This is a genomic window from Streptomyces sp. NBC_01334, assembly GCF_035983595.1.
Lineage (GTDB): Bacteria > Actinomycetota > Actinomycetes > Streptomycetales > Streptomycetaceae > Streptomyces > Streptomyces coriariae.
The window spans coordinates 4,155,358-4,170,102 of the sequence record NZ_CP130718.1 but is presented as its reverse complement, the minus strand read 5'-3'; the positions used below and the strand labels follow the sequence as shown (position 1 = coordinate 4,170,102).

Below are 14,745 nucleotides of genomic sequence, written 5' to 3'. Positions count from 1 at the left end.
GCAGCGGACACGGATGTACTGGCTGGAGCACGCCTGGCTCGACACGAACGTCGAGCCGGGCGTCGCCCTGGAGGTGACGGACGGCCGCATCACCGCCGTCCGGACGGGCGTCGACACCCCGCCGCCCGGCGCCGAGATCCTGCGCGGCCTCACCCTCCCCGGCCTGGCGAACGCCCACAGCCACGCCTTCCACCGTGCCCTGCGCGGCACCGTCCAGGTCGGCTCCGGCACCTTCTGGACCTGGCGCGAGGTCATGTACTCGGTCGCCGACCGGCTCACCCCGGACACCTATCACCAGCTGGCCCGGGCCGTGTACGCCGAGATGGCGCTGGCCGGCATCACGGCCGTCGGCGAGTTCCACTACCTGCACCACGCGCCCGGCGGCACCCCCTACACCGACCCCAACGCCATGGGCGAGGCCCTGATCGAGGCAGCCGCCGAAGCCGGGATCCGGATCACCCTCCTCGACACCGCCTATCTGTCCGCCGGCTTCGGACAGCCCCCCAACGCCCACCAGCTCCGCTTCTCCGACGGCGACGCGGACGCCTGGGCCGAACGCTGTGCACTTCTCAAGGAACGGGATCACGCGAGGATCGGGGCGGCGATCCACTCCGTACGGGCCGTGCCCGCCGGGCAACTGGCGACGGTGGCACGCTGGGCCGAGGAACGCCGGGCGCCGCTGCATGTGCACCTGTCCGAGCAGACCGCCGAGAACGACGCCTGCCGCGCGGCCCACGGCCGCACGCCCACCCAGCTCCTCGCCGAGCACGGCGTCCTCGGACCGCGCACCACCGGCGTCCACAACACCCACCTCACCGACGAGGACATCGCCCTCCTCGGTCGCTCCGCCACCGGCACCTGCATGTGCCCGACGACCGAACGGGACCTCGCCGACGGCATCGGCCCGGCCGTCGCCCTCCAGGCCGCGGGCTCACCGCTCTCCCTCGGCTCCGACAGCCACGCCGTCATCGACCTGCTCGAAGAGGCCCGCGCGATGGAGCTGAACGAGCGGCTGCGCACCCGCACCCGGGGCCACTGGACGGCCGCCGCCCTGCTGCGCGCCGCCTCCGCCGACGGCCACGCGGCCCTCGGCAACCCGGACGCGGGCGCCCTGGAGACCGGCGCGGCCGCCGACTTCACGACCATCGCGCTCGACTCGGTCAGGACGGCGGGCCCGGTGCCCAGGCTCGGCGCCGAGACGGCCGTATTCGCGGCGACCGCGGCGGACGTGCGCCATACGGTCGTCGCCGGGCGTCATGTCGTACGCGACGGGGCGCACACGCTCGTACCGGATGTGCCGCAGGCCCTCGCGCGGGCCGTGGCAGCCCTGCACGCCTAGCGACCACCACCGGCTCCCGCCCCCACGAGGACACGACGATGAGCAGCAGCACCGGCACGACCGGCACGACCACCGTCATCACGAACATCGCCACGCTGGTCACCAACGATCCCTCCCTCGGCGACGACTCCCCGCTCGGGCTGGTCCGGGACGCGGCCGTCGTCATCGAGGGCGACCGCGTCGTGTGGACCGGTGAATCAAGCAAAGCACCCGCCACTGACAACCGGGTCGACGCCGGTGGCCGGGCGGTCCTCCCGGGGTTCGTCGACTCCCACTCCCACCTGGTCTTCGCGGGCGACCGCACCGAGGAGTTCAACGCCCGGATGTCGGGCCGCGGTTACACGGCGGGCGGCATCCGCACGACGGTGGCGGCCACCCGGGCGGCCACCGACGGGGAACTGGAGGCGAACCTCACCCGTTTCCTCTCCGAGGCGCTGCGCCAGGGCACCACGACCTTCGAGACCAAGTCGGGCTACGGCCTGACGGTCGCCGACGAGGCCCGCGCCCTGCGCCTCGCCGCCGCCCACACCGACGAGGTCACCTACCTCGGCGCGCACATCGTCTCTCCCGACTACGCCGACGACCCGGCCGGTTACGTGGCCCTGGTCACCGGCGAGATGCTCGACGCCTGCGCCCCGCACGCCCGCTGGATCGACGTCTTCTGCGAGAAGGGCGCCTTCGACGGCGACCAGGCCCGCGCGATCCTCACCGCGGGCAGGGCGAAGGGACTGCACCCCCGCATCCACGCCAACCAGCTCTCCTACGGGCCCGGCGTGCAGCTGGCGGTCGAGCTGGACGCGGCCAGCGCCGACCACTGCACCCACCTCACGGACGCGGACGTGGACGCCCTCGCGAGCGGCGACACCGTCGCCACGCTGCTGCCCGGCGCCGAGTTCTCCACCCGGGCCGAGTGGCCGAACGCGCGCCGGCTGCTGGACGCGGGCGTCACCGTCGCCCTGTCCACGGACTGCAACCCCGGCTCGTCCTTCACCTCGTCGGTGCCGTTCTGCATCGCGCTCGCGGTGCGGGACATGGGGATGACACCCGACGAGGCGGTCTGGTCGGCGACCGCGGGCGGCGCCGCGGCCCTGCGCCGCACGGACGTGGGCCGCGTGGCCCCCGGCGCCCGCGCCGACCTGACCCTCCTGGACGCCCCGAGCCACGTCCACCTGGCCTACCGGCCCGGCGTGCCGCTCGTCTCGGGGGTGTGGCGGCGCGGCGTACGGGTCGTCTGAGCCGACTTCGGCCCCTTGTCCCGGTCCGCCACCGTCCGACCCCATCCGGTGCCGAGGAGCACGAGCACCGCGCCCACGAAGCCGAGCCACCCCGGCCGGTCCCCGGCCAGCGCGATGCCCACGGCCGCCGCCCACACCGGCTCGGTGCCCAGCAGCAGGCTGACCCGGGACGGCGATGTGCGGCGGACCGCCCACATCTGGACGAAGAACGCGAACAGCGTGCAGAACACGGAGAGGTAGACCAGCCCCAGCCAGTCGCCGCCGTCGAAGTCCGCCGCGGCCGCCCACGGCGGGGCGCCCGCCCCCGGCAGCGCCACCAGCACCGCGAACACGGCCACTGCGGAGCCCAGTTGGACCGTCGTCAGCGACAGCGCGTCGGCGCCGCGCACCGAGTCCATGCGCGCCATGGCCAGCACGTGCACGGTACGGGCGACGGCCGCCCCCAGCATCAGCAGATCGCCGCCGGACGGAGCGGTGAACCCGGCGCCCTGCGTCAGCAGCGCCACGCCGAGCACCGACAGCCCCGCCGCCATGAACGCCCCCGGCAGCCGCACCCCGCGCACCCGGCTCTCCGCGAGCGGCGTGAACACCATGGTCAGGCTGATGATCAACCCGGCGTTGGTCGCGGAGGTGTGCACGACGCCGTAGGTCTCCAGCAGGAAGATCCCGGCCAGGATCAGCCCCAGCACCCCGGCCCCGCGCCACTGCGGCCCGCTCAGCGCGCGCAGCCGCCGCCACCCCACGACCACCAGCACCGGCAGCACCACGGCGAACCGCAGCACCAGCACGGCCGGCACGGTGTCCGCCGTGGTGACGCCCTTGGCGGCGAGATAACTGGAACCCCAGACGACGGCGACGAGCAGAACGGGAAGATCGGCGAGCCGCCCGAGCGCGGAGGGACCGGCAGCCGGGGCGGGCGAGGCAGGAGCGGGCGAGGCCGGGGCGGAGGCAGGGGAGTCGGGCATGGGGCTCCTCATGAGCAGATGACGCGGCTGGCCCAGCGGCTCTGCTGGTCAGAGGGCTGGGCCAGAGTAGTCACCGACGGGAGTCCGGCCAGGGGGTTTTCAGCATGAGGACACCCGGCGCCACGGAGGCCGCCGACCCAGCGGCGACCCGGGGGCCGGCGACCGGGAGACCCGGAGGCCGACGACCCGGTGAGCCGACGACCCGACGACCCGACGACCCGGTGAGCCGGTGAGCCGGAGAATGGGAGAGCCGGTACCTGGACGCACCGGACATCCGACGGCGGGCACCGCGCCGTGCGCTCAGGCCGCCCCGGCCCGCCACAACTGGTCCCCGTCCTCGTCCAGCGGTTCCAGCGACACCCCGCCGCCCGCGTCCGCCGTCAGCGCCGTCAGGATCGCGATCGCCGGGCGGACGGTCCCGTCGCCGTCCACGGTGAACCGCAGGTTCGCCCCGTGATCGCCGTCCACGGAGGCGCACTCCCACACCCCCACGCCCTTTTCCACGGAGCCCCTGCTGTCCAGACAGAAGTCCTGGTCGGCGTACGACTGGAGCACCCCGCGCGCCGCGTCCACCCGCCACCGCTGGCTGGGCGAGCCGGAACACGGGGCCGTCACCACGTCCGTGCCGTTGTCGAAGTCGCCCGCCACCTCCAGGCAGCGCCCGCTGTCCACGTTCACGACCTGGGCGAACGTCCCGCCGGGCGCGCGGGTCGGTGACGGCGTGGGCTTCGGCTTCGGCGGGGCGCTCGTGCGGGAGGGGGACGCACTCGGCGTCGGGGAGGGCGAGGGGGAGGCGGGGGAGGAGGCCGGCGGCGCCGAGACCGTCGCCGTCACGGTCACCGGCGGGACCGCCGACGGCCCCGTCACGACGGCTCCCGCCGCGTCCTGCGCGTCCCCCGAGTCGCCCGAGGTCAGCAGCAGAGCCACCGCCAAGGGCACCACCGCCACCCCCAACGCGGCCGAGGCCAGCGCCACCCGCCGCGACGGTCGTCTCGGGGCCGTCGGTCCCCGGCCGCCGGACGGCTGCCGGTCGTCCCTCACGTACGCCGACCCGCCCCACACCAGCAACCCCTCCGCCAGCGCCCCGCGAGGATCGTCGCGCAGCGCGCACTGTTCCTCGTAGGCGGTCGCGCAGTGCGGGCAGTGCGCCCTGTGGGCTTCGAGATCGGGGCTGTGCCGCGGGGCGTCCGGCCGTACGGACTGCTCGATCAGCCGGCGGAAGTCCCCGCAGCGCGGGTCGTCGGAGGCGGCGAGCCGGTGCCGGAGACAGGCCTGGGCGAGGAGGTGGAGGGCGGGACCCGTGCCGTACGTGACGTCCTCGGGGGTCAGGCCGAGCAGCGTGGCCGTCCGTTCGACGGGCTCGCGCTCCACGACGCCGTACCAGACGAGTCCCTGCGCGCGGGAGGGCAGGGAACGGAACGCGGCGAGCAGCGGCGGCACCGGGCCGCCGGGGGCCGCCGTGTTGAGGACGAGCAGCAGCCCCGCGTCCAGGCCGCCGGCCCGGTCGTCGAGGGCCCAGTCGGTGGCCACCTGCCCGGACAGCAGCAGGAGGCGGTGGCGCCAGGACCCGCCGGGGTCGTTGCCGCGGGCGGTCTCCCGGGCGGCGAGGGTGAACGCCTCGGCCGCGAGGCGCCGCGCCGCCGGTTCGCCGGTCGTGCAGCGGCGGGCGTAGGCCAGGACGGCGGGGTGGTGTCGGGCGCGCAGTGCGCGCAGCGCCGGGTACGCGGCGGCGGGGGCGGCGCGGAGCCGGTCGGTGAGGTACGCGTCCGAGGCGTCGGCGCTCAGGTCGCCGCCGCCGTGACCGCGCTCGGGACCGTCGTCTTCACCGTCACTGTTTCTGTCGCCGTCCACGTCGGCACGGGCCATGGGGGTCGCCTCCTCGCCGGATGCGCAGCGCGCCGCGTCCGGTTGCTGACGTACCGGTCAGTCTGTGGTGGAGGTGACCCTAGTGGCCCAAGGGGTTCCGTGGGGAGGTTTCCGGCGGTAACGAGAGGGGGCGGAGGCGGCGGGTCGGGGTGACACCGGCGTCCGTGCCCGGGAGGGCACCCGGACACGGACGGGACGGGTCACTCCTCGACCGTCAGCCCCTTCCGCAGCCGCACCAGGGTCCGCGACAGCAGCCGCGACACGTGCATCTGCGAGATGCCGAGCTCCTCGCCGATCTCCGACTGGGTCAGACCGGCGACGAAGCGGAGGGAGAGGATCTGCCGGTCACGGGAGGAGAGCTCCGCGATCAGCGGCTTCAGCGACTCCACGTACTCGATGCCTTCGAGTCCGTGGTCCTCGTAGCCGATGCGGTCGGCGAGGGCGCCTTCGGAGTCGTCCTCCTCCGGCTGCGCGTCCAGCGACGAGGCCGTGTACGCGTTGGACGCGGCCATGCCCTCGACGACCTCCTCGTTGGAGATGCCGAGACGCTCGGCCAGCTCCACGACGGTGGGCGCCCGGTCGAGCTTCTGGGCCAGTTCGTCGCCCGCCTTGGCCAGGTCGAGCCGGAGCTCCTGGAGCCGGCGCGGGACGCGCACCGACCACGACGTGTCGCGGAAGAAGCGCTTGATCTCGCCGATGATGGTTGGCATCGCGAAGGTCGGGAACTCGACGCCGCGCGACAGCTCGAAGCGGTCGATCGCCTTGATCAGGCCGATGGTGCCGACCTGGATGATGTCCTCCATCGGCTCACTGCGCGAGCGGAACCGGGAGGCGGCGAACTTGACCAGGGCGAGGTTCAGTTCGACGAGGGTGTTGCGGACGTACGAGTATTCGTACGTGCCTTCCTCGAGGGACTCGAGCCGTGCGAACAGGGTCTTGGACAGGGCCCGTGCGTCGACGGCTCCGACCTCGTCGTACGGGGGGATCTCCGGAAGTCCGGCGAGGACGTCGGTGGGGTCGACGTCCGGCGCCGCGTCCTGCGCGATGGGTTTCAGATGTTCTTGTTCCGGAGGGGGTGTCGACGTCGCTCCGCGGGTAGGCGGTGCGTCGAGCCGGGGTGACATGATGTCCTCCATCGTTCTCGGCGTATGGCTGCCGAAGCCAGTGAGCGCACTGCGGTGTGCGGCGCCTCCAAAGCCGGCCGTGTCGGTTACGTGCTTCTACTAGCCCTACCCGCTTTACTTGCCCCGCCGCAAGTGCATTTTGTCCGTCTATGTCCGTTTGTGTGCGATTGTTCGGGTGTTGAGGTGCGGGTCGAAGGCGTAGGGTGCGAGGGCGTCAGCAAGCAGTCAACGACCCCAGGAGAAGAGACGGCATGGACCGCGGGACGGTCGGCAGCGCACAGTCTGGCCGGCTTCTGGTCGAGGTGCGGCAAGAGGGCTCCAGCGCCGTCGTGACCCCGGCGGGTGAGTTGGATCACCACACCGCCGATCTGTTGCGTGAGCCACTCGAGGACTGCCTTTCCAAGGGCCTCAGTCGCCTCGTGGTGGACTGCACCCGTTTGGAGTTCTGCGACTCCACCGGGCTCAACGTGCTGCTCGGCGCCCGCCTGAAGGCGGAAGCGGCCGGTGGCGGGGTCCATCTGGCGGGCATGCTGCCCGTGGTGGCGCGGGTCTTCGAGATCACCGGGGCGGACGCGGTGTTCACCGTGCACGCCACGGTGGAAGCGGCCCTGAGCGACGGGCACGACGAGCGTGACGAGGACGGCTGAGCTTCGCCGTCCGCCGGAAACGGGTGCGAACGGACGTGAACGGGGGGTGTTCCGGCGGTTCTCTCGGGCAGGAGACATCCTGAACCCGAACATGTCGGCGGCAATGCCGACGCGAACGCCGTCCGCCTACGTACGGACTTGCAGTGATCCGACTTGTGAATTGTGAACCGGTGAATCGGGGAATCGGTGAGGTGAAGCGCTGATGAGCACCACCCGGCCTTGTTCGCCGGGCGACCGCGGCCCGGAGCCCGGCGACGCTCCTGGGGCGTCCCAAGCGGGCGCACCGGGAGTCGAGGCGTCCCAAGCGGGCGCGGCGACCGTGGCGTCCGGGTCGCCGGGCGGCCGCCAGGTACGTCGGCTGAGCTTCGACGGCGCCAGCGGGGTCGTCCCGCTCGCCCGCGACTTCGCCCGCCAGGCGCTCTACGCGTGGGCCTGGCTGCCCGCGGCCACCGCCGACCAACGGGCCGCCGCGGAGGATGTGCTGCTCGTCGTCTCCGAGCTGGTCACCAACGCGTGCCTGCACGCCGAGGGGCCGGACGCGATGGTCCTCAGCTGCGACAACAAGGTGATCCGCGTCGAGGTCTCGGACCGCGGCACGGGCCAGCCGGCCCCTCGCACCCCGCACCGGGCGGGCCGCCCCGGCGGCCACGGCATGTTCATCGTCCAGCGTCTCTGCCTGGACTGGGGCGTCGTACGGACCCCGGACGTCACGGGCAAGACGGTCTGGGCGGAACTGGGCGCCCCGGCCTGACCACCCCAGGGCCCGGGAACCTTCCACCCCGGGCCCACGGAACCTTCCGCCCCGGTCCGGCCTCCGGACTCCTGGGCCGACTTCCCGCCCAGCGGGCTCCTGGGGCTCACGCCCGGTCGAGCAGCCCCCGGGGTCGGCGCCCGGCCGACCGTGCTCCCGGCCGCCCGGCGACCGCCCCCGGACCTACTTCCGCTCGAGCAGGCCCACGAGGCCTACGCCCGGCCGAACGGCCCCCCGGGCCGACTTCCGATCGAGCAGCCCCCGGGGTCGAGGCCCGGCCGATCCTGCTCCAAGGTCGACTTCCGGCCGAACGGCCCCCCGGGCTCCACTTCCGGCCGACCAGACCCACGGACCCCACACCCGGCCGACCAACTCCTGCCCACGGTCCCCCGGGCCCCATGCCCCGCCGACCAGGCCAACTTCCGCCCGCCAGGTGCGCGGGGCAACTCCCGGCCGACGAGAGCCCCGGTCCCGCCTCCTCTCGACGGGCTCCGGTCCCGGGGGAGCGCGGTGAGCGGGATCGGCCGGTTCGGGGTGGTGCCGGCGTCCCGGCGGGGCGGTCGTCGTTCCAGTGGCGCTGTGGCGCCGGGGGAGTCCGGGCGTCCTCGAAACCCCCTGAACCCGCGCGCCGGATCGCCACAACTCCGGCGCGTACGTTCTCTTCCCTCCTCATCGCCCCGGGCGTACCTTGACGGCTCAATCTGATGCCTCGTCAGTAAGGGCGGGGCGGTGGGAGTGAGGGGACGGGACCGTGTCGTACCGGAAGCGAACCGCCGCGCTCGCGACTGCCGCGGCCCTGGCCGGCTCGGCGGTGTGGATGGCCGCCCCCGCGGCCATGGCCGAGGTCGTGAACGTCAACTACGCCTGCAAGACGCCCATCGGCGACAAGAGCGCCGTGTCGCCCATCGACATCAAGGGCGTCAGGAGCGGCAGCGGCTACAAGATCACCATGTCCTGGCAGAAGGGCGTCTCCTCCAGCCCCGTCGAACTCGGCGCGGGCTCCATGAAGCCGAGCGCCACGATCAGACTGGGCGGTGCCGACAGCGGCACCCTCGAGGTCACCGGCCCCGCCAACCAGGCCGCGATCCCCGAGAACACCCCCATCAAGATCAACGACCTGAGCGGCACGTACACCCCGAAGAAGACCGGCAAGGTCACCTTCACGGCCGGCGTGCTCACCATCAAGGCGCTCGGGACGACCACCATCTGCACGCCCACCAACAACGCCGGCCCCTCGCTGACCCTCGACGTGACCGCGTCGGGCGGCGGGAGCAGCACGAGCGGCGGCAGCAGCACGAGCGGCGGCGCCACGAGTGACGGCGGCTCCGGCGGCGGCCTCCCGCAGACCGGCCCCGAGGACTCCGCCATCGCCCTCGGCACCCTCGGCGGCACGGTGCTGCTCGCGGGCGCGGCGGGTGCCCTGTGGCTGACCCGGCGGGGCCGGACGGCACGCGTCCCCCGCTGACCGTCCCCTCGTACGAGTGCTGGAGCCGCCGATGCCGTACGCCGCCGCCCGTGCCCTGCTGCTGACCCTGTCGCTGCCGCTGCTGCTCGCGGCCACCCCGGCCACCCCCGGCGGCTGGTCGGTCGCGCCCTCCGGTGGGGGACGGCCGTCCTTCTACGCGGAGGGCACGCCCGGGGCGGTGCTCCAGGACACGCTCTCCGTGACCAACCGGGGCACGGAGCCGCTCACTGTACGGCTGCGCGCCACCGGCGACGGGCTCCGGGTCGCCTTCGCCGAACCGGCCCTCGGCATCCCCGCCCGCACCCGCGCCGAGGTGCCCTTCACGGTGACGGTCCCGGCGGACGCGCCGCCCGGCGACCGCGCCGGCCGCCTCCTCGTACGGGACTCCACCGGCCGGGAGTCCGCCGTGCCGCTGCTGATCCGGGTCGGCGGCCCGGAGCTGGCCGCGCTGACCGTCGAGCACGTGGCCGTGCGCGGCGACCGCATCACGTACGAGCTGGTCAACCGCGGCACCACGGCCCTCGTCCCGCGGCTCGCCGTACACGCGGACGGCGTCCTCGGCGCCGTCCTGGACCGCGGCCCGCGCACCCTGCCCGTCCGGCTGCCCCCGGGCCGCCGCCTCGTGCTCGACGAACCGTGGCCCGACCGTCCGGCCCTGGACGCCGTCACCGTCCGCCTCACGGTGACCGCGCCGGGCGCGGCGCGGGCCACCGGGCGGGCGTCGGCGCGGTTCGTGCCCTGGGGCGCGGCGGCGGGCGCGGCGGCCGGCGCGCTGTCGGTCGCGGCGGCCGCGGTGGCCGTACGGCGACGCGGACGCGGACGCGGAACGGCCACGAACCCGGCCGCGGCGACGGGAGCACCGACATGAGAGGAAAGCCCCGGATCACGGCGCTGGTGCCGGCCCTGCTGCTGATGCTGCTCCCGCTCTCGCCGTCCTCGGCCGGCCCGGCCGTCGCCGCGGAGGGCAAGCCGGCCGTCACCCTCTCCGCGGCGCAGGCGGGCACGGGCGGTTCGCTCACCGTCAGCGGCACCGGCTGGCGGTCGCGCACGCTGCTGATGCTGCTGATCTGCGGGCAGGCGACACCGGCCCGGGGCGTGGTCGGCGGCACCAACTCCTGTGCCAACGCCGACGGCCGCGCCGTCACCACCGACGCCGACGGCCGTTTCAGCCGGGCACTGCCGGTGACCGAGCCGCCGGTGCCGTGTCCCTGCGTGGTGCACGTGGCCACCGCGACCGGAGCGAAGGCGCAGGCCGACGCGGTGTTCCAGGTGGCCGGACACCCGGTCGAACCGCTTCCCGCGCAGACGGCCGGCGGACGCCTGTCCGTGCTCAGCGACACCCGGCTGGACGGCTCCGGCTCCCTGCTGACCTGGTTCGGCGCGCCGCCCTCCCGCACGCTGTCCTTCACCGTCGGCAACGTGGGCACCGCGGCCGTCGAGAACCCCGTCTTCCAGGTCGGCACCGCGCACGGGGTGTTCGCCCCGCAGTGGGACGAGCGGCAGTGGCACGGCACGCTCGGCCCCGGCCAGAAGACCCGCGTCGAACTGCCCGTCGAACTCACCGCCGGCGCCCACGGCGACTACACCGTCTCCCTCAAGTACGGCGGGAAGGTCCTCGCCGAACAGCCGTGGGGGGTGGGCCGCCCCTGGGGGGTGACCCTGTTCTGGATCCTGCTCTGCCTGGTGGTGCCGTCGGCGGTCTTCCGCATCGGGATGGCGGTGGTGGACCGGGTGCGCCCGCGCCACGCCGCCCGACGGCCCTCGCCCGCCCCCGGGCACGGACGCAGGCGCAGGACGGCGATCACGCCCCCGAGGTCCGCGCCCCCCACCCCGAACACGACCCTGCCGTGGTTCACCCCGGACACCGGTCCGGGCCCGGCGGGCCGGCTCTCCGCACCGCACGAAGACCATCCGACGAGTCCCACGACTCCCGGCAGGAAGGGATCCACGTGAGTGAGAGAGCCGTATCACCTGACCGTGCGCCCGCGCGGAAGCGAGCGGCAGCGGCGGGCGCCGCCGTCCTGTTGACCGGGGCGGCCGTCCTGCTGGGCGTGAGCGCCGGGCAGGCCCAGGCCGCCGAGGTGGCCTACGCCACCAAGTGCGTTCCGCCCTCGGGCATCGGTCTGCCCGACGTCAACGGCACCACCAAGGTCGAGATCACCGCACCGGCGACGGCGAAGGTCGGCGACACCGTCGACGTCGTCTGGAAGTTCACTCAGGCCGCGTCGAAGAACCCCGACATCATCGACCTGCCCGCGAACTCGGTCCAGCCGTCCGGCACCCTCAAGGCGGCCGGCGCGCAGACCGCCGACATCGCGATGCAGGGGCCGCGCGAGAACCCGGCGATCCCCAAGGGCGGCGCGATGACGCTGTCCGACATGAAGGGCACGCTGAAGCTGACGGCGGCCGGACAGGTGACGCTGACCCCGGACGCGTACGTCGTCAACGCGCTGTCCACGGACACCAAGTGCGCGCCGACGGAGGCCGTCCAGCCGGCGGCGACCATCACCGTGACGGCGGGGGAGGGGAGTTCGGGTTCCGGTTCGGGCTCGGCCTCGCCGAGTACGTCCCCCGACCCCTCGCAGAGCCAGAGCCAGTCACCCTCGGCGAGCGCGTCCGGTACCCCCAGCACCTCCCCTTCGGCGTCCGAGAGCGGTGGTGACAACGGCCAGACCGACTTCACCGGCAAGGTCGTCGACATCCCCTACACCTGCCAGTCACCGATCGGCGAGAAGAAGGCGACCTCACCGATCCAGATCAACGCCAAGAAGAACGGCGGGAGTTACGACCTCACCGTGCAGTTCAAGAAGTCGGTCATGGACAGCCCGATCGACATCCCGGCCGGCAAGGTGAAGCCGACCATGCAGATCGTGCTGGGCGGCGCGGACGAGGGCTCGGTCACGGTGGAGGGCCCGCTGAACTCCGCGCCGATCCCGCAGAACGACCCGATCGAGATCCCGGACCTCACGGGCGTCTACAAGCCCGGTGCGACCGGTGAGTCCACGCTCTCCCCGGGCGTCCTCACGATCGAGGCCATGGGCACGACCACCACCTGCACTCCGGACAGCACGGCCGTCTCCCTCACGCTGAACACCGCGGAGCAGGCGAGCGGCGCGTCCGGCGGCAGTGGCTCGTCGTCCTCGGGCGGGTCCACGTCGACGAGCGGCGGCCTCGCGGAGACGGGCTCCGGCGACCACGGCACCCTGAAGGCGCTGGGCCTGGTCGCGGGCACGGCGATCCTGCTGGGCGGCGCGGTGTTCACGTTCATGCCCAGGAGAAGGGCGAGCTGAGCCGCGCGGGGCGCAACGACGGAGGGCCGCCGTACCCACGTGGGTACGGCGGCCCTCCGGCATGCGGGGGAGCGGACGTCAGTGGACGTCGCCCATCAGTCGCTTGACCTTGCCGCGGTACATCCACACCGCGACGCCGGCGAGCACGGCGAGGACGGCTTCCAACGCCACGAAGCCCATCTTGTCCAGGTTGACCCCGCCGACGGCCGGGTTGGAGAGCAGGGCGGTGAACGAGTCGCCCGCGGTGACCGCGAGGAACCAGACACCCATCATCTGCGAGGCGTACTTCGCGGGAGCCATCTTCGTGGTGACCGACAGGCCGACCGGGGAGAGGGTCAGCTCACCGATCGTCTGGATGAAGTAGATCGCGACGATCCACAGCGCCGCGGCCTTGTGGCCGCCGTCGGCGATCGACAGCGGGATGAGGAAGACGAAGAACGACGCGCCGACCAGGACGAGACCGGAGGCGAACTTCACGACCGTGCTCGGCTCCTTGCCGCGCCGGTTCAGCCACAGCCACAGCCAGGCGAAGACCGGGGCCGCTGCCATGATCATGACCGGGTTGACCGACTGGTACCAGGAGACCGGGAACTCCCAGCCGAACACGCTGTTGTCGGCCGAGGAGTCGGCGAAGATCGACAGCGTGGTGGCACCCTGGTCGTAGATCATCCAGAACACGGCGGCGGCAACGAAGAACCAGACGTACGCCGACACCCGCGACTGCTCGGTGGAGTCCAGCGCCTTGTCCCGCCTTATGCGGGCGATGACCCAGATCGGGACGATCAGCCCGATGACGGTGAGCGGGATCATGGCCCAGTTGAGCGTGAAGTGGCCGGAGAGGCCGACGGCGCCGTAGAAGACCGCGGCGGCGGCCAGCCAGAACAGGCCCTTGCGCAGGGTGGACGTCTTCTCGGCGGCGGACATCGGGGTCGGCACGATGTCGCTGCGCGAGCTCAGGTGGCGGGTGCCGAGCAGGAACTGGGCCAGGCCCAGCGCCATGCCGAGCGCGGCCAGCGCGAAGCCGAGGTGCCAGTTGACCTTCTCGCCGACGGTGCCGATGATCAGCGGCGCGGCGAAGGCGCCGGTGTTGATACCGACGTAGAAGACGGTGAAGCCACCGTCGCGGCGGGGGTCGTTCGGGCCGTCGTAGAGGTGGCCGACCATCGTGGAGATGTTGGCCTTCAGCAGCCCCGAGCCGAGCGCCACGAGGGCGAGGCCGACGTAGAAGACGCCGGCCACGGGCACCGCGAGAGTCAGGTGGCCCAGCATGATGATCAGGCCGGCGAGGGCGACCGTCTTGCGGGGGCCGAGGACGCGGTCCGCGAACCAGCCGCCGGGGAGGGCGAGCAGGTACACCAGGGACACGTACACCGAAGCGATGGTGATCGCGGTCGCGTTGTCGAGGTGCAGGCCCGTCGGAGCCACGAGGTACAGCGGGAGCAGGGCCTTCATGCCGTAGTAGGAGAAACGCTCCCACATCTCGGTCATGAAGAGAGTGGCCAGTCCGCGGGGGTGGCCGAAGAAGGTCTTCCCGGAGCCGGGTGTGCCCGGGCGGACCGAGTCCTTCGTCAGGCTGGACGCCATGTCGTTCCTTGCTGCTCGGGACGCGCGCCGCAGTGGAGCCTTGCGCGCCCGGTGGGGGGCGGCCGGCACCGGCGGACCGCGTCGTCCACCCCCACGCCCCGGGGGAGTCCGCTCCGGGTCTCGGAGCGGCGGACGGCGATCACCGGGATCCACGCCCCCTCGAGTCGGGGGCCCGGCCACAGGTCATTCCTTTGGAGGCCGGCGGGGACCGGCCCGCACACAAAGGAGACCCTCGACGTCGAGCCGACCGCCGAAGGTCCGTGCGTGCTACAGGCGTTACCTCACCATACGTCAGCACAACGCCTGATATGGAAGGACTTGAGACACGGATCACAGGTGATCAGGGAACCGTGGGCGAGGATTTGAAGGTCTCCATCAGGATGCCATCCACCGACCGTAGGTCCGTACCAAGATCGACGGGGGGACGGCCGACCGCTCGGCACGCCGACTGTCCGGCATGTCCGTGAGTAAGAAACAGC

12 protein-coding genes are annotated in these 14,745 nt (G+C 73.0%); 8 read left to right on the top strand and 4 right to left on the bottom strand.

The genetic code is table 11. The features are described 5' to 3' along the window. Nucleotides 1–13: 13 nt before the first annotated feature. Together OG736_RS18545 and hutI are read left to right on the top strand one after the other, a co-directional pair. Entirely contained in the window at nucleotides 14–1,339 is a 1,326-nt protein-coding gene (locus OG736_RS18545; protein ID WP_442817178.1) for a formimidoylglutamate deiminase, read from the top strand. A gap of 38 nt (nucleotides 1,340–1,377) precedes the next feature. After that, nucleotides 1,378–2,574, top strand: a complete 1,197-nt coding sequence (gene hutI / locus OG736_RS18540; protein WP_327183433.1) for an imidazolonepropionase — start codon at nucleotides 1,378–1,380, stop codon at nucleotides 2,572–2,574. Here the strand turns inward: hutI and OG736_RS18535 are convergent. The 3 genes from OG736_RS18535 to OG736_RS18525 all read right to left on the bottom strand — a co-directional run bounded on the left by OG736_RS18535 (nucleotide 2,514) and on the right by OG736_RS18525 (nucleotide 6,541). Continuing rightward, complete coding sequence (locus tag OG736_RS18535; protein WP_327183432.1) at nucleotides 2,514–3,539, bottom strand: DMT family transporter; 1,026 nt, start codon at nucleotides 3,537–3,539, stop codon at nucleotides 2,514–2,516. The two genes, hutI and OG736_RS18535, sit on opposite strands and share 61 nt — an antisense overlap. A gap of 300 nt (nucleotides 3,540–3,839) precedes the next feature. Beyond that, nucleotides 3,840–5,405 (bottom strand): ricin-type beta-trefoil lectin domain protein, encoded by a 1,566-nt coding sequence (locus OG736_RS18530; protein ID WP_327183431.1) that lies wholly within the window; start codon nucleotides 5,403–5,405, stop codon nucleotides 3,840–3,842. A gap of 200 nt (nucleotides 5,406–5,605) precedes the next feature. Next, nucleotides 5,606–6,541, bottom strand: coding sequence for an RNA polymerase sigma factor SigF (locus OG736_RS18525; protein ID WP_327183430.1), 936 nt, complete (start codon nucleotides 6,539–6,541; stop codon nucleotides 5,606–5,608). 239 nt (nucleotides 6,542–6,780) lie between these two features. Here OG736_RS18525 and OG736_RS18520 point away from each other — a divergent pair, with 239 nt between their 5' ends. From OG736_RS18520 to OG736_RS18495, 6 genes are all read left to right on the top strand, one after another. After that, a complete protein-coding gene (locus tag OG736_RS18520) occupies nucleotides 6,781–7,176 on the top strand; it encodes an STAS domain-containing protein (protein ID WP_327183429.1) in 396 nt (131 codons plus the stop codon). A gap of 202 nt (nucleotides 7,177–7,378) precedes the next feature. Beyond that, a complete protein-coding gene (locus OG736_RS18515; RefSeq protein ID WP_327183428.1) occupies nucleotides 7,379–7,927 on the top strand; it encodes an ATP-binding protein in 549 nt (182 codons plus the stop codon). Between the two features lie 751 nt (nucleotides 7,928–8,678). Continuing rightward, the gene (locus OG736_RS18510; protein WP_327183427.1) at nucleotides 8,679–9,392 is read left to right on the top strand and encodes an LPXTG cell wall anchor domain-containing protein; all 714 of its coding nucleotides are present in this window, start codon (nucleotides 8,679–8,681) and stop codon (nucleotides 9,390–9,392) included. 31 nt (nucleotides 9,393–9,423) lie between these two features. After that, complete coding sequence (locus OG736_RS18505; RefSeq protein WP_327187640.1) at nucleotides 9,424–10,260, top strand: COG1361 family protein; 837 nt, start codon at nucleotides 9,424–9,426, stop codon at nucleotides 10,258–10,260. After that, nucleotides 10,257–11,345, top strand: a complete 1,089-nt coding sequence (locus tag OG736_RS18500; protein ID WP_327183426.1) for a hypothetical protein — start codon at nucleotides 10,257–10,259, stop codon at nucleotides 11,343–11,345. The genes OG736_RS18505 and OG736_RS18500 overlap by 4 nt, the downstream gene beginning before the upstream one ends. A 68-nt stretch (nucleotides 11,346–11,413) precedes the next feature. After that, on the top strand, nucleotides 11,414–12,682 hold the full coding sequence (locus tag OG736_RS18495) for a hypothetical protein (RefSeq protein ID WP_327187639.1): 1,269 nt from the start codon (nucleotides 11,414–11,416) through the stop codon (nucleotides 12,680–12,682). A gap of 78 nt (nucleotides 12,683–12,760) precedes the next feature. Here OG736_RS18495 and OG736_RS18490 read toward each other — a convergent pair whose 3' ends face one another. After that, nucleotides 12,761–14,266: a peptide MFS transporter gene (locus tag OG736_RS18490; RefSeq protein ID WP_171397671.1), complete on the bottom strand. Its 1,506-nt coding sequence runs from the start codon at nucleotides 14,264–14,266 to the stop codon at nucleotides 12,761–12,763. Between the last annotated feature and the right edge of the window lie 479 nt (nucleotides 14,267–14,745).